Genomic DNA, 24447 nt, shown 5'->3' on the forward strand with positions numbered 1-24447 from the left:
AAACGACGGAAGTCACGGACAGAAACGGAAAGAAGCGGAATTTCGGTTATGGCACCTCCCACGCGAAGCGCCATTCTTGCCTCATCTTGATTAGTGTCGCGCCGTCACGTCCGCATCCAAAATACAGCACAACCGCGTGCGCATTGACACGAGAAGGAAGGCGCTTCGCGCGGTTTCAGGTTATCCTGAATTCCGCTTCTTTCCGTTTCTGTCCGTGCCTTCCGTCGTTTGATTCCACTGTAAAACTCAGGGCTTGCTTCCCGGCGTATGGAATTTCGGACACTTGCCGCCGGGATACTGCTTCGGATTACCCGGCCCCACACAGGCCTCAGACGGCGCCTGCTGTTGCGATGTCGCCTGCGGTTTGTCACGCCCCGCCGGCAAATCCGCCCCCGCCTTCTCCATCACCTTGCGCGCCTCAGCCGGCCAGTCTTTGTCGGTGACAAGGTTGTCCTGGGTCACGCTGTTACCCGACTCAGGGTTCCACCTCCCCCCGACCTGATTGCTGTCGTGCCAGTTGCCCGTGGCGATATTGTCGGTGGTGATCCCGCGCGTATATTGCTTGCCCACCGTATTGGCATTCAGCCACCAGCCGCGCGTCTCGACCACATTGCGTTCGATCCGCAGATGTTTTGAACCCTCATCGACATAGATCCCGATGGCGCCACCGATGTCTGAGATATGGTTCTCGCGGATGACACCGCCCGGATTGGCCGATAAATTATAGATGGCGCCGCCATCCTTGTACCAGGTCTTCACGCCATGCACCCGGTTGTTGGCGACGATCGTATTGCGCAAGGTCGTCGGCGTGTCATAGACCTTGTTGACCTCATAACCGCGCTGGTTTTCGCGATAATTCGGATTACCCCCGGCGTCGTTGTAGCCCCAACCCCAGCCGATATCGATGGCGTCATACGGCGCCTCCGAGATGTCATTATGCACGATCCTTGCGCCATCGACATAGGTCGTCAGCACCGCAGCGTTTTCCTTATAGTCCTGTGATACATTTGTTATAACATTGTTTTCAATAACAATATTTCGGTTCACCAAGCGCGGATCCTCCGGATGGTGCGCCGGCTCGCGCACCCCGCCGGCCATAACCGCGCCGCCACCCAGCATCGAGAACCGCGAATTGCGCACCGTCACGCCGTCCACTGCCAGCCCCTGACCCGAGGCATGGGCATTAGCGTCATTGCCGATCCCAAGCGCAATCTGGCCCAGGTGCGTAAAGCTCATGCCATCAAAAACCACATTCTTTGCCGCCGAGACCTGCACCGCCGCCGGCATCTGGCTCCACCTTTGGCGCAAGGTCTCGAACTCGACACAGCCCCAGCCGCAGCTCTTATAGGCATCGACCGGCCGCACCGCCGCGGTCTCCACCAGATAGGCGCCGCTTTGCTGGCTGGCATACCCGGTCGGCAGCGACGGCCCCATCCACGAGGTATGCGACAGATGCAACCCCTTGAAGCTCAGGTTCTTTACCGGCGCATCCAATGTCCCACCAACACTGATCAGATGATCCAGACGCGGCAACACCACGCTCAGTGCCGCAACATCGGCATCGGGCGGAATGCGGATATAGAGCTTGCCGGCCTCGGGATCGATGTACCACTGGTAGGAATTGGAATGCCACTGATTGGTGACACCGAACAACTCAGGGGCATTGACCAGGAACAGCCGCGAATCGTCGGGAAAGATCGGACTGCTGATCGTGTCATACCCGAACGCATTATTATCCCACGACGGCTGCTGCATGATCAGTGTATCGCCATAGATCGCCTTCACGGGCGCGTAACGGTCGGTGAAAAAGCCGGTATATTCCATCTCCAGCCGGTGAGGCTGCTTCAGCTTGGCGATATAGCCGTGCTCTGCATCCTTGAGGATCAGGCTGGTCGGGGTGAACTCGACATCTTCGCGCTTCAGCTCGATCTTGGGTCGCTCGGCGGTGACGCCGTTGATCCACAACTGGCGTGAATCCAGCCCCTTCGGCGTGTCGGCGACATAGACGTTCTTTTCGGCATCAAACAACGTAAACCCACTGACCGTCATGCCGCCGGAAATCAGCGGACCGGCCTTATTGGCCGCCTGCCATGTCACCGTAAACCGGCCCTGGCCGCCATCGGCCGTGCGGAAATTTAGCGGCTTATCCAACACATAGACCCCGTCACCTAAGGTGACGATGACATCGTCCTTGGTGTTGACCGCGCGCACAGCTTCCTGGGCGCGGGGGAAGGTGCGGAAGGGCCGCAACTTGCTGCCGTCGCCTGTATCAGAACCGGAGGGCGACACATGAATGCGGATGTCGGCTAAGGCCGGAGAGGCGAGGGCCAGGACGGACGCACTCAGCAACAGGCAGGCAATACGCGGCATGGCTTACTTCCGACTATTATCATATGATGTATGATGAATTTTGCACGGAATGGAACCCGGCGCAATAAAAAAGGGCATCCGAAGATACCCTTTTAGATAGGAAAGCTTCTAACCTTCTTAGCCCACCCCGTTTACGGGGTAAGCGCAGCGAAAGTATAGCTTTCGCCAGCGCATGGCGCGAACCGCAGGGCGGGGCTCTTTCTTAAGGAGTCAAAATCAGCCGCCGCTAATATCAAGCCGCCCCGACCGTCTGTTTCTGACTGCCTAACCCCTGGATGCCCAACTCCATGACATCACCGACATTGAGGTAGATCGGCTCCGGCTTTTGCCCCAAACCAACCCCCGGCGGCGTACCGGTCGAGATAACATCACCCGGATGCAGCGACATGAACTGCGACACGTAGTGGACCAGGAAGGCCGGCTTGAAGACCATGGTCGCCGTGTTGCCGTTCTGGAACCGCTTGCCGTTTACATCCAACCACATGGACAGGTTGTTGACATCGCCGGCTTCGTCCTTGGTGACGAGCCACGGGCCGATCGGACCGAAGGTATCGCAGCCCTTGCCCTTGTCCCAGGTGCCGCCGCGTTCGATCTGGAAGTTGCGCTCCGACACGTCGTTGATGGTGCAATAGCCGGCGACATAATCCAGCGCCTCGGCTTCAGAGACATAGGACGCCTTCTTACCGATGACCACGCCCAACTCGACTTCCCAGTCGAGCTTGGTCGAACCGCGTGGCTTCAACACTTCGTCATTGGGACCGACGATGGCCGAGGTCGCCTTCATGAAGATGACGGGTTCGTCCGGCACGGGCAGGTTGGATTCCGCGGCATGGTCGGCATAGTTCAACCCGATGCAGATGAACTTGCCGACGCGACCGACGCAGGGACCGTAGCGCGAGCCTTCAGGCGCCGTTGGCAACGACGCAGGATCGATGGCGGCAATCTTCGCCAGGCCTTCGGGCGACAACACGCCGCCGGCGATATCATCGACATGTCCGCTGAGATCGCGGATCTGGCCATCGGCGTCGAGCAGGCCGGGTTTTTCGGAGCCCGTAGGGCCAAAGCGGAGCAGTTTCATGGGGAGGTCCTGTGGACTGAGGAGTGTGGTTTCGGCTGTAAGAAGGGTTGTCCACAGATAAGCCAGATAAGCCAGATGGACAGCTTTTCTCGCGCCCAATCCTGCCAGTCACTTATCGACGCGCTTTGCGCGTCATTAAAAACCGTTAGAATTCAGAGCGGTACGTGCCGACCGCGCGGATCGTCTGGCTTATCTGGCTTATCTGTGGACAACCCTTCTTTCTTTAGTTGAGCCAACCGCCGTCGATAATATGGGCCTGACCCGTCGTAAAGGTGGATTCGTCCGACGCCAGGTAAACCGCGAACGCCGCCAGTTCTTCCGGCGTGCCCAACCGTCCCGAAGGCTGCCGCGCCAGGAACGCTGCCCGGCCTTTTTCGTAGTCCCCAGTATCGCGCATCCGCTGCTGCAGCGACGGCGTGTCGATGGTCCCCGGACAGATGGCGTTGCAGCGAATACCCTGCTTGACGTGATCCGCGGCCACCGCCTTGGTCAACCCGATGACGGCCGCCTTGGACGCGCCATAGGCCAGCCGGTTCGCCACCCCCTTCAAAGCCGCCACCGACGCCATGTTGATGATCGATCCCGACCCGCGCGCCAGCATGCCCGGCAGCACCGCCCTGATCATGCGAAACTGCGCCGTCACGTTTAAAGCAAAGGCAAGCTCCCAATCCGCATCGGAACAGTCCAAAATCGTCCCGGCGTGGACCACCCCGGCGCAGTTATACAGCACGTCGATTTCGGGAAATTCCGCCGCGATGTCCATGACCGCCACCGGATCGGTAACGTCCAACTGACGCAATACGACACCAGCGAAACCGTCCAGCAGATCCAGCCGGACATCGGTGGCGATGACGGTGGCGCCTTCGCGCAAAAAGGCTTCGGCGGCGGCTCGGCCCATGCCCTGGGCGGCCGCGGTGACGAGGGCGGTTTTGCCACTCAGACGACCCATAACTCACATCCTATACATAATACGTATGATGACGTGTTTTAAGAGTCACGGCCCAGGGAGTCAAGCCGGTTGAACGGAAATTACGGTATCGCCTCCGCTGTCGCCTGACCCAACGGCGTATTCGGCGGTGGCGGCACCACGACCGAATAGACGGCGACGAAAAGATAGAGAATTACATGCAGGCCAAGCGCGACGATAAACAGCCAGCGTCGCTTCGTCCAGGCGGCTAATCCGACCAGAACGAGATAGATAGCCAGATTCATCGAGTAGCTGATCGCCAGGACCACGCCGTTCTCACGCGTAAGGTTCACGGCGTAGGTTCCGCACATCCCAAGCAGGTTGGCCACGATCAGCAGGCAAAGGGTCGTGCGCTTATTGGTCCAGAAATGCTGGTCCAGAGGCACGGGTGTGTCGCTCTCGTCGGGGAAGACCAGGGCGGCAGCAATGAAATAGACGACGGCGACGACCAGCCCTCCGACAAGTAGCCCATAGCTGAACGGCAAGGTCCGATAATTGACCCAGGCGGCCTCCCAGAATGACGTGATGTCCAGCGCGACGAAGATCGCGAGCAGGGGCGTGAGCCATCCGACGGGCTGCCTCCGGCGATGCTTGAAAGCCCGCGCCGCGCCGGTAGCCAGGACTGCCACGGACAATCCCAGAAGCAGGCCGTAGAAGCTGAAAAAGAACTCGAACGGGCTCATGGAGGTCTCCCTTACCGCACTTTGGCTTGAAGGAATCCGGCGCCATTGTCCACGGGTTTTACAGTGGCGGCAAACGGCGCTTTACGGTCTGGGATTTGACGATCGATGTGCTGGTCTGAGCCTTGTCTATGATCCGGTCGAGTATCTCGTCCAACTGGGCAATCGACCGCAAAACCAGCCGGACAATAAAGCAGTCATCCCCGGTCACCTTGTCGCATTCGATGACTTCCGGGATTTCGCTTAGCAGGTTCTGGACGATATAAAGCTTGCCAGGCAGGGGCTTGACCCGGACAATGGCCTGCAGAGTGTAGCCCAGGGGCTCCAGCGCGACGTCCACGGAAAACCCCTGAATGACGCCGCGTTCCTCCAGCCGTCGCAATCGGTCGGAGACGCTGGGCGAGGACAGCCCGACCCGGGCGGCCAGGTCTTTAACCGACAACCGGGCATCCTCGGCAAGGGCGGAAATCAAACGACGGTCGATATCGTCAATCAAAGGAAGTCCTCGTGCAATGCCTAAGATAATTAGGCCTTTTGCTGAAAAATCCTTGTGATGTCCATAGATGCCAGGTTCCAATCCGCGTATTTTTGCGCTTCACCTCCCGATCTTCGATGGGCAGCTGATGAACAAGCGGGACCTCTTCGGGCCGCCCTTCAAGCCGCAGGAGCGCCTTATGAACGACACAACCCGTGGCACTGCCGAAATGACAGCCGCCATGTTCATATCCGGTACCATCGGCTGGTTCGTCGTGAAGTCCGGCCTCCCAATCCCGCAAGTCGTCTTCTATCGCAGCCTGTTCGGAGCGCTGACCCTGACGGTGATCTGCCTGGTGATGGGCCTGTTCAAACCTGGCGCTATCACCTGGCGCCAGGCCGGACTGGCGGCACTCGGCGGCCTTGCACTGGTCAGCAACTGGCTGCTGCTGTTCGAAGCCTATCCGCGCGCTTCTATCTCGATCGCCACGGCGGTGTACAATACCCAACCCTTTATGCTGGTCGGTCTTAGCGCGGTCTTTTTTCGTGAAAAGGTCGCGCCGGCCAAACTGACATGGCTGGTCGCGGCCTTTGCCGGAGTCCTGCTGATCGTGCAGGCCAAATCCGGGCCGTCCGGCGGCGACTACCTCACCGGAGTCCTCCTGTCCGCAAGCGCGGCATTCCTGTATGCGGTCGCCGCCCTGGTGGCGAAGCGCCTGAAGGGCGTGCCACCGCACCTGATCGTGCTGATCCAGGTCATTATCGGGATCGTCGTCTTCCTGCCGTTTGCCCGTTTTGACGCGCTTATGACCGGGGAAAGCTGGGCTATGGTCCTGTCGCTTGGAGGGATACACACCGGCGTGATGTTTATCCTGCTTTACAGTGCCTTGCAGAAACTGCCGACGACCTTGGTCGGGTCCTTATCGTTTATCTACCCCGTGGTGGCCATCGCGGTCGATCATATTGCGTTCGGGCACCGCCTGGATGTGGCCCAATGGCTGGGCGCCGGTATTATCCTGCTGTCGGCGGCAGGTATGACACTGGGCTGGACCTGGCCGCGCCGCGTTCCGGCCGAGTAGTTTCGGGGCAACCGAGCTTGCCCCGTGATCTTGCTCCATGACCTTGCCCCGTGACGTGGTCGGCGCCGATCACGCCGGAGATCTCGGCCGACAGGTTCTGGACGATATGCACGTGGCGGGTAAGGGCTTGAAACCGACTCGGGACGCACCGGGTGCTTACGGAACAGGACTCAGGTCAATGCGCCGGCATCTCTCCATTGCCGCACGGCCTTCTGCGCCGCCAGCCGCCGCACGGCATTGGTGACAAATTTTCGACCCTCGGGCTTCAGCCGCCGAAAATCCTCCAAAAGACGCGCTTCCTCAGCGGTCAGTGTCTCCGGAACCACTGGCACTTTCGGTGAAGCCGCAGCCGCCGTGCCCTTTGCACCGTCAAAGAAGTAGCCGATCGGCACGTCCAACGCGCCGGCAATCTCATACAGTTTTGACGCGCTGATCCGGTTGAAGCCGCGCTCGTATTTCTGCAACTGCTGAAAGCTGACCTTCAACTGGGTCGCCAGTGCCGGCTGGGTGATCCCAAGCTCTTTGCGTTTCAGCCGAACGCGCTCGCCGACATGAAGATCGATCGGGTGGGCCTCCGTCTGGTCTTTCGACGGTGCCAGGCGCGGTGCGGTGTCTTGGTGCGTCATCATGCGGCACGTATCCCGTTTAAAAAGCCATCGGCGGCGGTTTGCAAATCCTGCATCTGCGACGACAGGCGGTGGATCTCGTTCAGGGCCTCGCCAGCCTTGAGCCCGGTATGTCCAGCGATTTTCGACAAATCTCCGACGGTGGTGCTGATCTCCCGGGCCGAGGTTGCGACCTCTTGCGTCGACTGCGAAATCTCGCCGACGGCGGCAGATTGCTGGCCGGCGGAATCCAGGATCCCTTGCGAGATTTCCTTCAGCCGCAAAACGCCGTCGGAGACCAAAACCATGACGTCGGCTGCATGCGCCGTCGCCTCCTGCACGCCCCTGACCTGGAGATTGATTTCCTCCGTCGCCCGGGCGGTTTGCGCCGCCAAAGCCTTGACCTCGGCGGCGACGATGGAAAATCCCCTCCCGGCATCCCCGGCGCGGGCGGCTTCGATGGTCGCATTCAGCGCCAGGAGATTGGTCTGGGATGTGATCGTGGAAATCAGGCTGACAGCCGTGCCTATGCGCTGTGCTGCCGACTTCAATTCGTCGACCACGCGCATGGCCGCTTCGGCTTCTACGGCTGCCGTGACGGCGGCGTCGGCGGCTATGTGCGCCTGTGAGGCAATGGTCTGCGACGAGGCGGACATCTCTTCGGTCGCGCTGGCGACCGACTGCACATTCATGCTGGTCGCCTCCAGTTGCGTTGCTGCCTCGGCGCTGCGCTGCGATGTCGTATCGGCATCGCTGGTCAGTTCGCTGGCCGAACTGGCAAGGGTTTTCGCAGATTCGGCCAAGCGACCGACGACCGCAACCAACGTCCGCTCGAATTCATCGGCCAGGTCCAGCATGGCAAGTCGCCGATTGTTGATCGAGGCCTCTTCGGTTTCGTGCTGGATCAGCCGCATCCGTTCCGTCTGCGCCAGAGTTTCCTTGAACGCCGAGAGCGTTTCAACGATTACACCGGTTTCATGGCGATCGGACTGATAGGGAATGGCCGGCACGGCTTCGCCGCGCGTCAGTTTCTGCATCAGGCTGGACAGCACGGAAAGCCGTTTCGCCAGGCCGATGCCGATCAACTGGCTCAGCCCCAGGGCAATTACCAGCGCCAGAAGCGAAAACGCCAGTTGCAGTGACATTGTCGTTTTCGTCCGGGCGATCCGGGCCTGCAAGAGCGCGGTCAGTTCCGAGTTTCCGCTGGCAAACAGCTCGCCGGTGACCGAAACCAGGCCGGTCCAGGCGTCTGAACCCTGATCGGTTTCAAAGGTTTTTGCGGCCGCGGCAAACGCAACCAGTTTCGCTTCGAAATCCGCGCCGGGCTTGCTGAAACCGCGCCCCTTGGCGGAGCGTTCCGCGTCCTCTATCACTTCATCGACAGCCGTCTGGAAGGCGCTCACGTCCACCGCCGCGCCCGACGTGGAATTGCGCAACTTGTAACCTTCCATGATGACGTCCGGTATATTGGCGGTCACCAGGTACATCATGTAGAAGCTGTCGAGGTCGGGATCCAGCGTCAGGTTCGACCTGTCACCGACCTGATGGATCAGATCGTGGCCGGACTGCATCAGCGCCTTGCCTCTGGTGTCGCCCAGACCGGCGAGTGCCGCGACGTCCATCATGTCAGGGTTCTTCGCTGCAAACGCCTTGGACGCCTCGATATCCGCCGGCATTGCTGCCGCGTCAACCGCGCCCGCGGCAACCATGTTCCACAGCGGGGCTAGGGATGTGGTTCCGGTCACTTCGCGGTCGGTAAACGTCATGACCGACAGGTGGGCCTGAACCAGGAACCATGCCGTCACGCATACCGGAACCAGGATGATGACGCTGAGGAGGCGCATGCGCGCAAGGACGCTGAACCTCGCGTTCAGACTATCGAGAGATTGAAACATTTGCCCCGGTGCCTTTTTGTCGCGTCGGCTTTCATGCTAACGTCGATCTACAAAAATGGGGTCGAGGGGTTAATCGTTTGTAAAGCGATGATTACGCCGATGTCAGATTCATTTATAGGTATAGCTAACGCTGCATTGACCAGGTATTTTCTCAGGCTCAGATTGAACCTGCGATTATTCGCAGGAAATTTTATCGCGTGTTCGTGGAGTTGAAAATATCTGCAAATTTTGCGGCAGGGTCGCTTGGTGCCTATCGAATCAGGTTCAGGCGTAGCGCGTCAGCAATGGCCTGGCTGCGGTTGCGCGCGCCCAGCTTGCGTGTAATCAGCTTCATATAGCTGTTCACGGTTTCGGTGGTGAGGTCCATCTGCGCCCCGATTTCCTCGCTGGTCATCCCTCTGGAGGCCAATTCCAGGCACGTCGTCTCGCCGGCGGTCAGCCCAATTTGCTGGTTGAAACCGTTCAGTACCGGCTCGCAGAGATCCTTGTGAATCCGCCGTGAAAACCAGCTCAGTATCGCCATTTCATCGGCGGAAAAAGGCTCGGTCCGCGCATAGCCGGCCGTTCCATACGGGTCTCCGGCCGAATTCCACTGAGAGAAAATGACGCGCGGCGGGATGTGATGCTGATCCAGCAGACTGACCAGCGCCCGCACCTCCGGCCTTGCCTTCACCTCCTCCGGCACGTCGAACCAGGACAGATCAGGCCTTTCCACCGTGACGAGCGTCAGCAACGGGTCCGCGCGAACCAACCCGGAGGCGTGATATTCCGCAATGCCGGCCTCAGGCATGTCGCTCATCAGCACCATGTTCGCGCCGGTATGGCAATTGTCCAGATCGACGCCGCTGAAGAAGAAATAGTCGAAGGGAATGACCTTGCGCAGGCTCTCGATGATCGCCCGGTCATAGGCCGGATGACGGGCCCGAAGCTCGGCCAGTTCACCGGTGGCGAACTCGCGGGCGGCCAGCAGTCGTGTACGCACATAGGACGGCATGGCAAGGAGACCGTAGGAAACGAAGCAGGGAGGTCAGTTTTTACAGCTCGGCCGGAAAAAATGCAAAGGGACGGACCGCCGCCGCCGCCGCTCATACGGTGTGCTGCGGCCGGCCGGCGCGCAGATAGTGTCGTTGCCCGCCCTCAATACTTGCAGCGGTCGTCGCGATCTCAATCTATACGACTGCGTAAGGCTCCTTTAAGTTGTCGGCAATAAATGTCTCCCATGTTTAGGTAACCGGCTTCGCAGGGATGCCTTGGCGCCGTTTCGACTGTATTCGCGTTTAAAGCTTCGCTGAAGATTGTGGCGCAAGACCTGGTTGAGTTGTTGATATCGGACCTGGATACTGAGCGTGCGCCCTTTGAGAGTGTCATCCGCGTCCTGGTCGGCATCAACCGTGCCACATGGCCGACCTTCTATTCCATCCGCCGCATCGAACGGCTTTCCAGCTATGTCGAGTACAGCGTGATGGGCTATTTCTTTGACTTGCTTGGACAACCCGAACTGGTGGCGCGTCTGTCCCGATTGCTGGAGATGGCGTCCCGGCGCGATACCCATCCGCAATTCGTCCTCTCGGGCGACTGCGAAGCCGAACACTTCGGCCATCTGATACCCGCCGCCGCCTGACGTTCAGCGGCCGGAGAGGGGGCGCGATTTGCGGATGCAGGCGGCTTGCCGCTGGAGGCTGGGCCGGCTCAGCCGAGGGTGTCCTGAGCGCCAAGCACCTCTTCCAGTTGGGTGAATTGCTCGTCGAACCCGCTTGTGGCACCGGACACCAGGGCCTCATCGAGCGCTTCCTTTGACGGATAGAGGTCGTGCCAGGTGACCAGGGTCATATCGCCAATGCTTTCAAACGTCACCGTCGTGACGGCGCCTTCGTCATCGCCTTCCTCGTTGGTCCAAACGATGCGCGCGTTCGGCACCACATCCAGATACTTGCCGAAGAACGCCATCGGCTCTCCCATGGCGGGGTGGCTGATCACCAGGCGGTAGCCGCCGCCGGTGCGCACGTCCATCTCGCACGACAATATGGTCATGCCGAACGACTTCGGCGTCCACCACCGTTTGAACAATTCGGGATCGCTCCAGGCCTTGAAGACGAGATGCGCAGGACCGTTGACAGTCCGTGTCACGACAAACTCGCGATCGGAGGTCCGTTCCGCGGTGGTGCGGCTATCTTTGTCGTTCATGGTGTCTCTCCTGATGTTTCAATTCTTCGACAATGTCGTCCAGCGCGTCGAACCGTTGCGCCCACATCTGGCGGTGATGCTCGATCCAGGCCGCTTCTTCCGCCATGGCGCGCCGCCCCAGCCGGCAGGTCCGCACGCGTCCGACCTTTTCCGTCGTGACGAGGCCTGCCTTTTCCAGAACGCTGACGTGCTTCTTCATGCCGGTCAGCGTCATGTGAAACCGGTCGGCCAAGTCGGTGATCGAGGCGTCCGACCGGCCGAGTTGCTCCAGCACGCCACGCCGGGTGTGGTCCGACAGCGCGGCGAAGGTGGCATCGATGAGGCGTGAATACTGAACCATTTGGTTCAGTGTATAGCCGATGAGTGGATGCAAGGCAAGGGGGCGCATTTCGGGACTGCAAAATGTTACCGGGCGCTGAATTTCGCAATCATTGATTGTGACCCTGGCGTCGCAATTGATTCGCGGGTTTTTAAGCATTTTACCCCCATCTTGGACGTCGTTGCTCAGCAAGCGAGATGATGTATGCCGAAGTTGCCTAAGCCCGAGAATGAAGACCAAAGGCTTGCGGCACTGGCAGAGTTGATGATTTTCGATACGCCGCCAGAACCGGCGTTCGACCAACTCACGGAACTGGCAAAGGCCCTCTTCGACGTCCCGATTACCCTCATCTCCCTCATCGATGAAGAGCGGCAATGGTTCAAGTCCTGCATCGGCCTGGACGTTGATAGCACGCCACGTGACCTTGCCTTCTGTGATCACGTCATCCGCAATGACGCCGTAATGATCGTCACCGACGCGAGCTTGGACCCCAGGTTTTTGCACAATCCCTTGGTTACGGGCGCGCCGCATATCCGGTTTTATGCCGGCGCACCGGTGCGCTACCAAGACGTGCTGATCGGCACGCTGTGCGTTATCGATCGCGTGGCTCGCGCGGATTTCGGGGCGAATGAGGCGCTCAAGCTCGAAAAGCTGGCGGCGGCGGTGTCGTCTGTCATGGCGATGCGCAAGGACGCCATGGCCAATATCGCCATCATGAGAGCGAGGGAAGAAGACCAAAAGACGCTGGAACTTGTCGAAGATATCGCCGGCGTCGGGCAATGGTCCTTCGACGTCAAATCGGGACGCGTCGTCTGGTCCGATCAGGTTTTTCGCATCCATGGCTTGCCGATCACCGAAAGTGCGCCGGATTATAGTGACGTGCTCGCACTCTACGATGAAAACGATGCCTCCACTTTGGCCAGACTGGTGGAACGGGCAGCAAAAACCGGCAAAGGTTATACATTGGAGGCGCGAATACGCCGGCCAAATGGTGCCTTTCGAAATGTCGTCGCGAAGGCCGAGACCCTGCGCGGCGCCGATGGCGACGTGGAGACCATCCATGGCGTGTTCCAGGACGTTACCGACTACCGGATGGCCACGGAAAAGGCGCGCAAGAGCGAGGCACGCTACAGGCTGCTGGCGTCCAACATGCCCGGCATGCTGGGTCACTGGGACAGCGATTTGAAATGCCGCTTCGCCAACAACGCATATTTGGAATGGTTCGGTAGGACGCCGGACGAACTGATTGGCGTCCACCTCAAGACCGTGCTTGGCGAAGAGCTTTTCGCGCTGAACGAGCCCTTCATTCGGCGCGCGCTTTCAGGTGAAAAACAAACTTTTGAGCGCGCAATCTCCAAAGCTAGTGGCGCCTTGGGGTATACCCTGACGCAATACTTGCCGGATTTGGACGAGGACGGGCGGGTTCGGGGCTTTTTTGTGCTCGTGACCGACATCACTGATCTCAAGCTCAAGGAACTGGCTCTGTCCGACAGCAATGCGCAGTTGATCGCGGCGCGCCATCAGGCCGAGGCAGCCCTCGAAATCAAGGCCCAGTTTCTGGCGACGATGAGCCACGAAATCCGCACGCCTCTCACGACAATTCTGGGCTATGCTGGCCTGCTGGGCGAACAGGACGACCTGTCGCAAGAGGCGGCAGCCTTCGTAAAGCGTATCGGCAAGGCGGGACGTACGCTCTTGGCATTGATCAATGACGTGCTTGATGTGTCTCGCCTGGAAGCCGGGCAGGTTACCCTCACTCAGCAGGCCGTCAATGTGCACGAACTCGCGCGCGAGCTTGTCGAGCAATTCCAGATGCAGGCGAGCACGCGGAACCTGAAGCTGAACCTTGACTATGACGAGGAACTGCCGGAGTGGCAGTTGATCGATGACACCCGTTTGACGCAGGTATTGAACAACCTGGTCGGCAATGCCTGCAAGTTTACGTCCGACGGTGTCATTTCAATCTCCATGCGGGCGGTTGAAAACCTGGCGGGCACGCGCATGAGAGTCGAGGTAGGCGATCCGGGGCCGGGTTTGACCACGGAACAGACCGGCAAGCTTTTCAAGCGGTTTCAGCAACTCGATGCCGGCATCAACCGCAAACACGGTGGCAGCGGCCTTGGCCTGGCCATCTGTGCCGAGATCATCAAGCTGATGCAGGGCGAGATTGGTGTCGTCTCATCGGTCACCGCCGGCAGCACCTTCTGGTTTGAAGTTCCCTTGACCATGGCGGCGCCAGTTTATGTCGATTCGGAAGAGCCGCATTTTACGGACTATGACATAAGTGATCGTAAGGTCCTTCTGGTTGACGACCATGCGGTCAATCGTCAGATGATAAAGGCACTGATCCTGCCCTATGCGGCGGAGGTTGCCGAGGCCTGCAATGGAGCCGAGGCTATTGCGCAGTGCCAGACCTCGAGATTCGACCTGGTGTTTATGGATATCCAGATGCCTGAGATTGACGGCGTGGCAGCCACAAAGGCCATACGCGCGACCTGTCCGTTCAACGCCGACACGCCGATCGTGGCCCTGACGGCCATGACGAAAAGCCGTTTGCCCGATGACTATTCCGAGAGCCTGTTCACCCAGGTGCTCGCCAAGCCTATAGATCCCCGGAAATTCCACTCGGTGCTGGCCGCGCTGCCGGCACGCGCTTCCGCTTAGAATCCAATCGAAGGTCATCCCATGAAGCTGTCATCAGCCTCGCCCGCTAAGCGCAACATTCTCGTCGTGGAAGATGACGACGATATCCAGTCCCTCCTGAAGCACATCCTCAAGCGCGATGGTTACGACGTGACCTGTGCCGACAGTGGCATGACAGCGCTCGGTGCCATGGCGCAATCGATCCCGGATTTGATCCTGCTCGACATGGCCATGCCTGACATGGACGGTCTGAGCTTTCTGAAGCGCCGCGCCCAATTCCCGGAATTCCGTGTTATTCCCGTTATCTGTGTCACAGCGCGCGATCGCAACACAGACGTTATGGCCGCGATAGAGATGGGCGCGGACCACTATGTCACAAAGCCCTTCGACAATGCGAAACTGCTGGCAAGCATTGCCCGCCTCATGCCCAAAACCTCAAGTCTAAGCGCCGAGGTCCGTGCCGTTGTCTGGAAATAGTTTGCTCGCGACGCATTCAATGCCGCAAATGACCGCGCTCGTGCTCGAGGATAGCCAAACCCAGGCCAATATCATCACCCGCATGCTGGGCGCTGTCGGCTGGTCAGCCCTGCATTGCCACTCTGCGGCCGAAGCGTTTGAAATCCTTAAAACCGTCAGCGTCGAAGCCTTGTTCATCGACGTCTTCTGTGGGGTTCAAAATACACTCGGCCTACTGCCACAGTTTCGGCGGATGGCACCGAAAGCAGTCGTGGCGGTGATGACCGCGGGCTCGTCTTTGGAAAGCATCGACGTAACCCTTGACAATGCACGTAAGGCCAGAGCGGACTACGTCCTGCGCAAGCCCTTCGGCGAGGCAAAGGTCAGGGAAATCCTTCAGCAGGCCAAGGGGGACGACACCCTCTCAGGTCGGCGAAAGCACATACTGATTGTCGATGACAGCATGACCGTGCGCAGCTTGACGAAAGCCATTTTCGAAGGCGCTGGCTATCGCACGTCCCTGGCAAGCAGCATGGAGGAAGCCTTCAAAAACCCCGACATCGCTCATATTGACCTGGCCCTGTGCGATGTTTTCATGCCCGGCATGGGGGGCTTAAAAGGTATGCGCTACATCAAAAAGGTATGGCCGCACGTCAAGATCATAGGGATGTCAGCCGGCGCCGGTGCCTATGTCAGCGACGCGGAGGCTCTAAACGCTGCGCGCGAACTCGGATCTGATGGCCAGATATACAAACCGTTCGCGGCGGAAGCGCTCCTGGAACTTACGGGGCTCGTCCTTAACCCCGAAGTGATTGCCGAATATTTGGACTAGGCTGGCCCAACGTCAAAAGCGATTGTACCAGGTCACACGCCGCGCGTGCCGTCCAAGCAGATCGCGCCCAGGCGCACCCCCTCGGAAAACCCGGAATATGCCAGCTAGCGCGCTATGGGATTTAGCAGAATTGGGATTCCCAAATCAGCGGCATTTTGATTCAATGTCCTCCAACGTTGGCAGCGATGGGTCGACCCTTATCCATGGATTTGCGTGAGCGGGCGATAGCTCGTGTTGAGGGGGGCGAAACGACGCGGTGCGTGGGCAAAGCGCTAAATATAGCGCCGTCTAGATCGTTATGACTTTAGGTGGAACTAAGATCATCCCTTCTTCTCCTCCCTACGAAGTTGGGAGGGGGACCGTGAAGCGGTGGAGGGGTACCTTATACGCTACGACGGCTTGTTTCCGCTATCCTATCCACAATTTCGCATAACAGCGTTTGTAATTGGCGCAGAAGCCGCGTGCCGTGCCAGTCTGGACCGTAGCAAGCCTGCCGCCATGCGGCCCGCCCGCGCCCGGAAAGGGACGAAAATGAAGAAAAGAACCGCCATAGCGCTGGCCCTATGCCTACTTACACAGCTCGGCGGGGCACAGACCGCATTTGCGTCGGACCCCAATGTCGACGCCAGCCAAGCGGTTGCCTTGTACAACGAAGCGCTGGAAGCTGCCAGGGAAGGGCGGAATGAAGACGCCTGCCGCGGAAGCCGCAGCGCGGCGAAAATCGCGGAAGGTACCATTGGCGACCTGGTGTTCGATTCAGACTTCGGCGAGTCAACCAAGTATGAATTCATCAAACACCTTCAGGACGTGATGAAACAGGCCACCGCGCTGGCCGAGATGACGTGCGGCCAGGCCGACTTTACACCGCCGGCCTCATCGTCTTCCGGGACAGACTACAGCGACAACGCCGACAATCTGGCCGACCGGGTGGCGGAGGCCGCACGCCGCAGCGACCAGGCCCTGGCGGCCTACGAATCCGGCGACAAGCCGACATCCTGCGTCCTCGGCAGGCAGGCCATCACGCTGTGGCAAAATGCCTATGCCCTTATCCAACGGACGTCTGCAGACGATTCCCGCGGCATCGAGTCGGTTAGGCAAAACGCCGAAACGGCCCAGGAGCTTGCGGATAAGTATTACTGCAGGCAAACCTAGCCCCTCAGGCGGGAAGAAGCGAATTTTTGGGGTCGGCGATTTAAGCGGTCAGAATCGATTACAGACCATGTTACCTTGCTTCCACCCGCACCACATCAAGCCTGAGCATTTAGCCCGCCAATGGCGTATCCGTTACGCCTTCGATAACCTGTTGCCGGTCGGGGCGGCCTTGGGCGCCATTGTCGATCTGCCGGTCATTGCCGTCGATCACCTGGATGGTGACGGCCGCGCACACGCAACCTGACACCATAGGTGGTCCCGCCCGTCGCACACCCGCACAAATGAGAACCCGCAGTTCCGGGTGAGGGAGCTACGGGTCAGCGCCAGAGCCTCCGCAGGGCCAAACGCAGGGTAGGGTTAGATAACAACGAGGAGGGAGGGCGCCATCGCCGGCATAATCAGCCCCATTTCATCTCGCCCATTGCCACCTTGGCCCCGATCTCGAGCGCGACGCCCATACCCGCTTCGGGATAAAGTTTCTTCATGGCTTCGATCAGTGCAGCGCTGTTCGTGGCCTTTGCCAGTTCCGCCTCGAATGCCAGGAGATAGCCGTGCGTATAGGCGATGGCAGACGCGTCCAGGGGCGAACCGGGCATCATATGGCCGGGCACAACCACCTTCGGATGACGGGCCGCCATCGTCTCCAGCGCCCCACGCCAGGCCGCCCGGGCCGCAGGCGTTGCCGTGTCGGCCGTCCAGACATGGACACCACTGAAAACCAGCACCCCGCCGAAAATAGCTTCCAGCGATGGCACCCAGAGATAGCGACGGTTAGCCAGGCCCTCGACCGCCACGATCTCGATAGCCTTGCCCTCTATCGTCAGATGAGAGGCATCCGAGATCTGGGGCATCACGATATCAGCCAGGGTTTGCGGCCCGTTGTCTTTCAATTGCGGCCCCCAGGTCTCCAGCTTCTTACCGACACTGGCCTGGATGGCCGCAACCGTGTCGCCGGCGGCAATAACCCGTGCGTCGGGGAAGGCCGCGTGTATCGGCCCCAGGCTGAAATAATAGTCCGGGTCGCTTTGGCTGACATAGATGGTCGTCAGCTTTTTCCCGGACGCCGAAATCTCCCCGGCCAGCGCCCGGCCGTCGGGCAAGGTAAAGCCTCCATCGACAAGGATGGCCTCATCGCCGCCTGAAATCAGAACCGGTGCGCGGAAGAATCCATTTTCACCCGCCGGAAAGGCTTTCCAGCTCAGGGAGGTACTTGCGAAAGACGGATCGGCGGAGGCCAAAACCGCAACAGGGCCGGCAGCAAGTAAGTTTTTCATCGTCTGTCTCCTGGTCAGCATGTGAGGAACTCCTATGAGGCGGCGACAGACTACCAGAACGACAACGTTGCATAAGTTAGATCAATCTTTACATACTGTATGTATTTTCTATACAATGGGCGGCGGGAGGCCGAGGTGGCCAAGCATATAAATCTCAATCGGCTGGCCTATTTCACCGCCGTCGTCGAAACCAGGTCCTTCACCGCCGCGGCCCAAAGGCTGAGCACAACCAAGGCCGTTGTGAGCCAGCAGGTGGCGCGTCTGGAAGAAGAGATCGGCACGACCCTGCTCATCCGGACCACGCGCAACGTCCATGCAACGGAGGCCGGGCTGGCATTCTATGCCCGCTGCATCACCATCCTTCGCGAAGCCGAAGACGCCTTTGACGCCCTGGCGGAACGCGCCGTGAAACCGTCGGGCCTCCTGCGGATAACGGCGACGTTCGACTATGGTATTTCCGTTATCGTGCCGAAGATTGCAGCGTTCACAGCCCTATATCCTGCCTGCGAAGTCGACCTGTCCTTAAGTGACGAAAGGATCGACCTGGTCTCCAGCAATATCGATATGGCCATTCGTGTCGGCTGGTTATCCGATTCCACTCTCCAAGCCCGCCGTATCGACTCGTTCCGCCAGATCCTCGTGGCGAGTCCTCAGATGGCGCCCGCTGTCTCTCATCTTGACTCGCCGCGAGCGCTGGAGACCCTGCCATTTGTCGCCAACAGCGCTTTACGTCATCCTCTGCACTGGAACTTTTCGCACGGCGAAGACGACCCTATAGCCGTCAGACTTCGGGCGGCTGTGTCGATCGATGCGACATTGGGTGTTCTGGCGGCTGTCCAGGCAGGCGCCGGCCTGTCCGTCCTTCCCGACTATATTGCAGCCCCTCTGATCGGGTCCGGGGAACTCATTCATGTCCTGCCCGACTGGAGCCTGCCGATCGGCGGGATATTTGTCGTCTTTCCGGCGGCAAGATACCGGCCCGCCCACGCGCGAGCCTTTGTCGACCTTCTGTCCACCCCTGCCAAACGATGCTATTGCCGGTAAGGTGCGGCATGTTTTGAGTTCGGAACATTTTCGCAAGGGGGGTGTCATGTTGGAAATAAGCAATTTCATCTACTTTCCCGACACGTCGGATGCGCTCAGGCAGGTCGAACGGGCCTTTGGCGAAGCATTGCCCGACGCGCCAGGCCGCCTGAGCCTTATTGGGCGTCTTGTCGTCTCCATTCGTCTCAACAATCCGTTGGCAGGCATAATGCGCCCGGGACGTGGCAGCTATCACAAACCGACGGACACCTACTATGTCGAAGCCTTTGCCGACTACGAACGTTGGATCGTTCCGGACTGGCTCGCGCGGATCCAGAGCTATGCGGCAGCGCTGAAAGACGCCATTGGCCGGGTGCCAAAGACGCGCTTGTCCGATGCCGAGCGGATAGCCCTTCTGGGGTTGATCGACCGTTTGGAAGAGACGGTCCTTGGATCGCCCCCCGACGTTCTGAAGCCCCTGAAACCGATGAAGCTGATTTACGCAGCGGATAGCCCCAGGCCGGCCATTGCCTTCGACGTCGATTCGCCCATCTGTTTCGGGCTTTCCACCGACGCGGTCCTGGTGCCGCCGGAAAACGCCGCTGCCGTCGCGGCGAGCTTGCCCAAGCGGGAGCCCGAAGGCCCGCGCCCCTTCAAGCTGTATCGTCGAGACGGCGACGCGTTGCATTATCATGAGGCCTGGGCCAATGACAGTGAGATCACCGAACATTGGGGCGTGTGCGGCCATGAAGGAGATAGCTTGCGCCACCTCTACGATGGCTTGGCGGCCGGGGAGAAAGTCATGGCGGCCATAAAGCGTCGTGCGCGCCAGGTTGGATTTTCCTCCCTGCCGCGCTCGCGCCACCGACAACTGGTTATCGAGCTGCCGATCGACGGCTTTGGCACCAAAGGCGATATCGATACCCGCCACAAACTTGAAGACCACTTCGACAATCGCCTTGGCTGGCTGGGTCTCGGTCATGTAGATGGAGGATCAACCGGTTCCGGAAGCATGGAAATCTTTTGCATCGTCCCCGATGTCGCTATCGCCAGGACAGCCGTCCTGGCCGAATTGACGAAGCTGAAAGTCGACAATGTCCGACTCTATGAGATGAAGTGATGTCTACGGAACGAATGCGAATACGGGCACAGGAGGAATATTCGCCAACCGTTTTTGACGCGGCATTACAGAAGCACGGGCTGACCCACGCCTGCGCCTCTCGGCTTTCGTCTCGGCGCGCGGCGAGCGTCGGCGCACCGAGTACGCGTTCCAGACTTGTAGGGAATAGTGCTCCTGTCCCTGAATTCCATCCATGTATTCCATCCACACAACGTGGCCAACTTAATGATGGCGCCAGCCAGGCACAACCAGCACCTGGACGCATTGAAGCGTATCACCGCGTCCTACGCACTCTAGGACCTGCTTATCGGTTAGCGGCGGGTTCATGAAGAAGTCGGAAAGGGTCATGATACGATATGAAGAGCCGGGAAGCATCGGGAATACAGATGCGCCAAAGCCTGCGGGAAACGAACGCATTGGATCGTCCTTGTGATTGGGTTGGGGGGATTGAGCCGACAGCGCGCCCCGCGAACTGTGACGCCACACTCTGTGGACAATTGCCAGATTTGTCAAGAAAACGGCCTTTTCCTCGTTTAGGCGCGACGTTTAACGAGGCTCGGGTCAAGGAGTTTGCCTCCTTGCTGCCGGCGGCCTTACGCCCGGCCAGAACATACTCGACTGAAACGGCAGGGAGCGAGTAGTGTCCATCGGCGGCTGAGGCCTAGCGGAAACCCTGACCTCTTTTCTAACATGCATATTTGTCGATTAGGTCGTGAATAAATCGATGTCGGAGAAAAGTTCGTCTGGGTAATTGATAGGTACTATTCTCCTTGGTTGTGGCAGGGATACGTCCGTATCAACGGTCTTTCTGTATTCCGCAAGCGCCGCGCATAGCTGTCGCGCTGTCTTGGATTCGGGCTCAGCCTGGAGCCAGAAAGCGAGCTTTCCTGCCACCCTTTCTAAAATCAGTGGATCATTGTCTCCAGTCGCCAGTAGATGGCCGGCAACGCCTCGCTTCACTAACTGGAACGCTTGGTTTTTTACGTTACGTCTGAAAGCCCTCGGTACTCGTAGCGTCTGCCCACCTACGGCCAAGCCAGTAACGAATTTTGGTGAGGAACCGCGCATTAGTTGGGTTTTGCGAGGGTTCACGACAAAACGGCATTGCTCTACTATGCTCTTGACGGCAATTGCAAAGCGCGGTCCGATTGAACGCCCAGAGAAAGTCAAATCATCTACATATCGGGTATACGAAAGGCCATATTTTTTAGCCAACGCTGATAACCGTTTGTCCAATGAATTGGCCGCTAAATTTGCCAGCGTAGAGCTAGTAGCAGCACCTTGAGGTAGGCAGCCATTTTCGAAACAAAGTAGCGCGAGGGACCGGCTAACATTTGGCGAATAGCCTGCAGCCCGGAAAATGCTTATTCCGAGCGCTAACGGAACTGTATCAAAAAATCCTTTCAGATCGATTCGCAACACACATCTAGCGCCGAGGTGTGCCTTGGCGTTGCTAAAAATTGAGCGTCCCGGTACACCGCCATGTGCAAATTCGCTGACGGGAAGTTTGTACAATATTTTACTCAGAATCCACTGCTGAATATGAAGCAGCAATGGTGTGGGTGTATTTATTAACCTGACTCCTCCTTTACGTTTTGGAATGTGAAACGATCTATATCTGCCTTGTGCTCCAGACAGATAGAATGCTAAATCTCTAATGTTGATGCCAAGAAGCTGGGAAAGATGATTATCTTCAAATATTGGGGGGATATCTTTTTGTTTGCAGTGTTTCAAAAAGTGAAGGTATCCGCTAATTAGCTGCTGATTGCCTTTCGCTTTATCTAAAAAGAATGCTGCCCACTGTTCAAGATCAATGCTCATTGGGGGTGGCGATACCTTCTCATCAACATCGTTCACAACATGCCTTTATGGCATACTACGCCCCACCGGGGCGTAGGTCAGGACGTGTCCTGACCTGTGCATAAACTTGGCCTTAGCCAACGAGGCGAGATCGCCTCAAAGTGCTATCGCCACCCTTCATCGATTGTTTAACGCTCTATTCGGGGTTGTCCAGAGGTAGCTTTTGAAAAAATGTACGATCGACCAATCGGAGTTTGGGAAGGTACGGGGCGGATGGATCTAAAGCTTTATGAGTGAGTTCTTCCAAGCTTGGCTTCCATCCACTCTTTTCAGTTCCAAAAAATATACCTTTCCGTGCGGCAAGTACCCACTCCCTGCCGGTAAGTGTAAGGCGGGCCCGGATTTCTTTCACTTCGGCAAAGTTCATGGCAACCATGCGTTCCAAAAGGTCTAAGACCTGCGCGGGGCTCAATAGAAAGGCTACGTGAAGATCGTAAAGGTCAGACCATCCGTCTTTCTCAAAGAGAAAGCGAATAATTTCTCGATCACTTGATGTGTACTTATTCATATGCATCTGAGTATCGTTTTTCGCATAGCGCTGTCCCTTCTGGTCTCCCACCAAAATATTGGAAATACGTTATTTGGTGTATTTCCATTGGAGCGTGAGTATAGAGCTTCAGATTTCTTGTATCCAAGGGTGTGCTTTTTCAGTTTCCCTCGACGACCCATTTCTCCAAGCGTTTTTTCTATCGTCTTCATGGTGCCGATGTTCGCAATCGCTTCATCGACTGGATAGAAATCAGTTATTCCTTTGCGCAAAATGTGCGCCGAGAATATTCCGTCAACCGAGGGGCTTAGTCGCGCAATTCCCACTTCCATAGCTGCGACCGAAGCAAAATAGATTTTTGAACTTGCTCCGACGGCGGCGAGTTGCTTCTTAATCCAGTGGATTTGCTTTTCAGCAGTTTCCCCAGTTCCGACGAATTCGTCCACCAAAACTATATTCTCTCTGAAAGGTAATGCGGGCAAGTTCTTTAACCCCGAAACGAACGCGGTGGTGTTCCAATCGTGTGCGTTCCATTTTGCTGCTTTTAAACTATAAGCTACCAGTTGAGAACTATCGGAATATTTTGTGTCGTCTGCGGCAGCTATGTAACAGTTTTCACCGTTAAGATTAAGATCATTCTGTATAAAATCAGATATGCTCTGTATGGATGCGCTGAAATCATTTGCATCAAGAAATGTAAATCTATATAATAATTCACAAATCAAAATCTGCTGCTCATGATCTGCGCATTCATCAATCAATTCGGCCAAAGCTTGCTGGTTTTCTTTCAACCAAGGTTGCTTATCAGTTAAATTGAACAACGTCTTGAAAGTTTCCCTCTCAAGCTTGATTGAGCTTCGCGGCAACGGCGTCTGCGTAGAGACGATCTCTTCATCTGGCACAAATTGAGCTTCGACTGACAAAGGGTTTTGATCGGTTGTTTCCCCGGACACTGTACTATTCCCACGTCATATATGTGAATTATTTGCACTTGAGAGGGGGAATTGATATAGACAATTTTGCCCCACTTGCAGCTAATAGACTAGTTAGCGGTTCCACACTTTTTTTTAAAGGCAGATTCCGAAGTCTTAGCACCGGCATCCAAATCGGGGGCAGAGTCGTTGGAGTCGTTTTGGAGTCGTTGGCCGAAAGGGGGCAGAGTCATTTACAGAAAGTTTTTGCACACTGTCTGCACCGCCTCTCCGGCTTTCGCCGGGGCGCGCGCACTAAACTACCTCGGCTCCACCCGCACCACATCAAGCCTGAGCATCTGGCCGGCGAGCGGCATTTCCGTCACGCCTTCGATCATCTGTTGCCGGTCGGGACGGCCTTGGGCGCCATTGTCGATCTGCCGGTCATTGCCGTCGATGACCTGGATCGTGACGGTCGCGCCCGCCGCAACCTGGATACGCGCCTCGAAATCTTCCTGGTAAATGGTGTGCGATACCGACGGATAGTTGTTCAGCGTGTAGGTCTGCTGAGGCGATGACACATCGATACGCCACTGCGAATAATCCGGCGTGCGAGTCTGCCCGCCCTTATAGAAATAGGGATGCGCTGGATCGGGCGCCGCGCCGCCTTCCATCGTGGTAGGTTCAAACAGGCCGCGCACGCGCAACCTCACATCATAGGTGGTCCCGGCCTTGCCGCCGAACACGAACGACGTTTCGTGGTGGCGCGCATGAAGACAGGTATCGGGCTGGGCGGCGTTCTCGCCTATGCAGGCGTCATGCAAGAAGACGCCCTGAAATCCCTTGGCTGCAGCCAACGGATCGCTCGCTGGGGCCGTCGCGCAACCGCTCATTAAAAATATAATTGCCAACAATCCTGTTGTCCGCATCCCATTTCCCCTTGCTGTTGGCAGGTCTGCCATTCCTCAGACTATAGGACGCACCGTGATCCGCGTCACGCAGTTGTTTGGCGCCGGTTCATGCGGCATGGGGAGGGCG

The 24447-nt window shown here is 57.8% G+C and carries 24 protein-coding genes; 8 read left to right on the forward strand and 16 right to left on the reverse strand.

Going from position 1 to position 24447, the window contains the following annotated elements; translation table 11 throughout:
- Positions 1 to 246 precede the first annotated feature (246 nt).
- The 5 genes from ABI_RS19820 to ABI_RS19840 all read right to left on the reverse strand — a co-directional run bounded on the left by ABI_RS19820 (position 247) and on the right by ABI_RS19840 (position 5591).
- Positions 247 to 2370: a right-handed parallel beta-helix repeat-containing protein gene (locus tag ABI_RS19820; protein ID WP_006274851.1), complete on the reverse strand. Its 2124-nt coding sequence runs from the start codon at positions 2368 to 2370 to the stop codon at positions 247 to 249.
- A 232-nt stretch (positions 2371 to 2602) separates the two neighbouring features.
- Positions 2603 to 3448: a fumarylacetoacetate hydrolase family protein gene (locus ABI_RS19825; protein WP_006274852.1), complete on the reverse strand. Its 846-nt coding sequence runs from the start codon at positions 3446 to 3448 to the stop codon at positions 2603 to 2605.
- A 223-nt stretch (positions 3449 to 3671) separates the two neighbouring features.
- The gene (locus tag ABI_RS19830) at positions 3672 to 4397 is read right to left on the reverse strand and encodes an SDR family oxidoreductase (RefSeq protein ID WP_006274853.1); all 726 of its coding nucleotides are present in this window, start codon (positions 4395 to 4397) and stop codon (positions 3672 to 3674) included.
- Between the two features lie 80 nt (positions 4398 to 4477).
- Complete coding sequence (locus ABI_RS19835; protein ID WP_006274854.1) at positions 4478 to 5098, reverse strand: hypothetical protein; 621 nt, start codon at positions 5096 to 5098, stop codon at positions 4478 to 4480.
- 58 nt (positions 5099 to 5156) lie between these two features.
- On the reverse strand, positions 5157 to 5591 hold the full coding sequence (locus tag ABI_RS19840; protein ID WP_006274855.1) for an Lrp/AsnC family transcriptional regulator: 435 nt from the start codon (positions 5589 to 5591) through the stop codon (positions 5157 to 5159).
- A 178-nt stretch (positions 5592 to 5769) separates the two neighbouring features.
- On the opposite strand from ABI_RS19840, the gene ABI_RS19845 reads away from it, so the two are divergent.
- The gene (locus ABI_RS19845) at positions 5770 to 6648 is read left to right on the forward strand and encodes a DMT family transporter (protein ID WP_006274856.1); all 879 of its coding nucleotides are present in this window, start codon (positions 5770 to 5772) and stop codon (positions 6646 to 6648) included.
- A gap of 170 nt (positions 6649 to 6818) precedes the next feature.
- On the opposite strand, the gene ABI_RS19850 is transcribed toward ABI_RS19845, so the two are convergent.
- The 3 genes from ABI_RS19850 to ABI_RS19860 all read right to left on the reverse strand — a co-directional run bounded on the left by ABI_RS19850 (position 6819) and on the right by ABI_RS19860 (position 10142).
- The gene (locus ABI_RS19850; RefSeq protein WP_006274857.1) at positions 6819 to 7277 is read right to left on the reverse strand and encodes a helix-turn-helix domain-containing protein; all 459 of its coding nucleotides are present in this window, start codon (positions 7275 to 7277) and stop codon (positions 6819 to 6821) included.
- Positions 7274 to 9148 carry a methyl-accepting chemotaxis protein gene (locus ABI_RS19855; RefSeq protein ID WP_040309766.1) on the reverse strand — a complete coding sequence of 625 codons (1875 nt, stop codon included), beginning with the start codon at positions 9146 to 9148 and terminating at the stop codon, positions 7274 to 7276. The genes ABI_RS19850 and ABI_RS19855 overlap by 4 nt, the downstream gene beginning before the upstream one ends.
- 250 nt (positions 9149 to 9398) lie before the next feature.
- Positions 9399 to 10142 carry a helix-turn-helix transcriptional regulator gene (locus ABI_RS19860; RefSeq protein ID WP_006274859.1) on the reverse strand — a complete coding sequence of 248 codons (744 nt, stop codon included), beginning with the start codon at positions 10140 to 10142 and terminating at the stop codon, positions 9399 to 9401.
- 303 nt (positions 10143 to 10445) lie between these two features.
- On the opposite strand from ABI_RS19860, the gene ABI_RS19865 reads away from it, so the two are divergent.
- On the forward strand, positions 10446 to 10769 hold the full coding sequence (locus tag ABI_RS19865) for a hypothetical protein (protein WP_006274860.1): 324 nt from the start codon (positions 10446 to 10448) through the stop codon (positions 10767 to 10769).
- Positions 10770 to 10837: 68 nt separating this feature from the next.
- Here the strand turns inward: ABI_RS19865 and ABI_RS19870 are convergent, their stop codons facing one another.
- Both ABI_RS19870 and ABI_RS19875 read right to left on the reverse strand, forming a co-directional pair.
- Complete coding sequence (locus ABI_RS19870; protein ID WP_006274861.1) at positions 10838 to 11332, reverse strand: SRPBCC family protein; 495 nt, start codon at positions 11330 to 11332, stop codon at positions 10838 to 10840.
- On the reverse strand, positions 11316 to 11672 hold the full coding sequence (locus ABI_RS19875) for an ArsR/SmtB family transcription factor (RefSeq protein WP_006274862.1): 357 nt from the start codon (positions 11670 to 11672) through the stop codon (positions 11316 to 11318). Before ABI_RS19875 ends, ABI_RS19870 begins: the two co-directional genes overlap by 17 nt.
- Positions 11673 to 11855: 183 nt before the next feature.
- On the opposite strand from ABI_RS19875, the gene ABI_RS23950 reads away from it, so the two are divergent.
- The 4 genes from ABI_RS23950 to ABI_RS19895 all read left to right on the forward strand — a co-directional run bounded on the left by ABI_RS23950 (position 11856) and on the right by ABI_RS19895 (position 16734).
- Positions 11856 to 14315 carry an ATP-binding protein gene (locus ABI_RS23950; RefSeq protein WP_083811577.1) on the forward strand — a complete coding sequence of 820 codons (2460 nt, stop codon included), beginning with the start codon at positions 11856 to 11858 and terminating at the stop codon, positions 14313 to 14315.
- A 21-nt stretch (positions 14316 to 14336) separates the two neighbouring features.
- Positions 14337 to 14771 carry a response regulator transcription factor gene (locus tag ABI_RS19885; RefSeq protein ID WP_050808368.1) on the forward strand — a complete coding sequence of 145 codons (435 nt, stop codon included), beginning with the start codon at positions 14337 to 14339 and terminating at the stop codon, positions 14769 to 14771.
- 28 nt (positions 14772 to 14799) lie between these two features.
- Entirely contained in the window at positions 14800 to 15582 is a 783-nt protein-coding gene (locus ABI_RS19890) for a response regulator (protein WP_245531406.1), read from the forward strand.
- Between the two features lie 531 nt (positions 15583 to 16113).
- Complete coding sequence (locus tag ABI_RS19895) at positions 16114 to 16734, forward strand: hypothetical protein (protein ID WP_006274866.1); 621 nt, start codon at positions 16114 to 16116, stop codon at positions 16732 to 16734.
- Between the two features lie 109 nt (positions 16735 to 16843).
- On the opposite strand, the gene ABI_RS25415 is transcribed toward ABI_RS19895, so the two are convergent.
- Entirely contained in the window at positions 16844 to 16984 is a 141-nt protein-coding gene (locus ABI_RS25415; RefSeq protein WP_157139024.1) for a hypothetical protein, read from the reverse strand.
- A 148-nt stretch (positions 16985 to 17132) separates the two neighbouring features.
- Positions 17133 to 18008 (reverse strand): MBL fold metallo-hydrolase, encoded by an 876-nt coding sequence (locus ABI_RS19900; RefSeq protein ID WP_040309767.1) that lies wholly within the window; start codon positions 18006 to 18008, stop codon positions 17133 to 17135.
- A 135-nt stretch (positions 18009 to 18143) separates the two neighbouring features.
- On the opposite strand from ABI_RS19900, the gene ABI_RS19905 reads away from it, so the two are divergent.
- Together ABI_RS19905 and ABI_RS23955 are read left to right on the forward strand one after the other, a co-directional pair.
- Positions 18144 to 19052 (forward strand): LysR family transcriptional regulator, encoded by a 909-nt coding sequence (locus ABI_RS19905; protein WP_006274869.1) that lies wholly within the window; start codon positions 18144 to 18146, stop codon positions 19050 to 19052.
- A gap of 46 nt (positions 19053 to 19098) precedes the next feature.
- Positions 19099 to 20151 (forward strand): hypothetical protein, encoded by a 1053-nt coding sequence (locus ABI_RS23955; protein ID WP_050808369.1) that lies wholly within the window; start codon positions 19099 to 19101, stop codon positions 20149 to 20151.
- A gap of 705 nt (positions 20152 to 20856) precedes the next feature.
- Here ABI_RS23955 and ABI_RS24610 read toward each other — a convergent pair.
- From ABI_RS24610 to ABI_RS19925, 4 genes are all read right to left on the reverse strand, one after another.
- Entirely contained in the window at positions 20857 to 22008 is a 1152-nt protein-coding gene (locus tag ABI_RS24610) for a reverse transcriptase family protein (protein WP_169313753.1), read from the reverse strand.
- A 139-nt stretch (positions 22009 to 22147) separates the two neighbouring features.
- Positions 22148 to 22525 carry a hypothetical protein gene (locus ABI_RS19915; protein WP_157139025.1) on the reverse strand — a complete coding sequence of 126 codons (378 nt, stop codon included), beginning with the start codon at positions 22523 to 22525 and terminating at the stop codon, positions 22148 to 22150.
- The gene (locus tag ABI_RS19920) at positions 22516 to 23451 is read right to left on the reverse strand and encodes a phosphoribosyltransferase-like protein (protein ID WP_157139026.1); all 936 of its coding nucleotides are present in this window, start codon (positions 23449 to 23451) and stop codon (positions 22516 to 22518) included. Before ABI_RS19920 ends, ABI_RS19915 begins: the two co-directional genes overlap by 10 nt.
- A 278-nt stretch (positions 23452 to 23729) precedes the next feature.
- Positions 23730 to 24338, reverse strand: a complete 609-nt coding sequence (locus tag ABI_RS19925; RefSeq protein WP_157139027.1) for a hypothetical protein — start codon at positions 24336 to 24338, stop codon at positions 23730 to 23732.
- Positions 24339 to 24447 lie beyond the last annotated feature (109 nt).

Source organism: Asticcacaulis biprosthecium C19 (assembly GCF_000204015.1).
Taxonomy (GTDB): Bacteria; Pseudomonadota; Alphaproteobacteria; order Caulobacterales; family Caulobacteraceae; genus Asticcacaulis; species Asticcacaulis biprosthecius.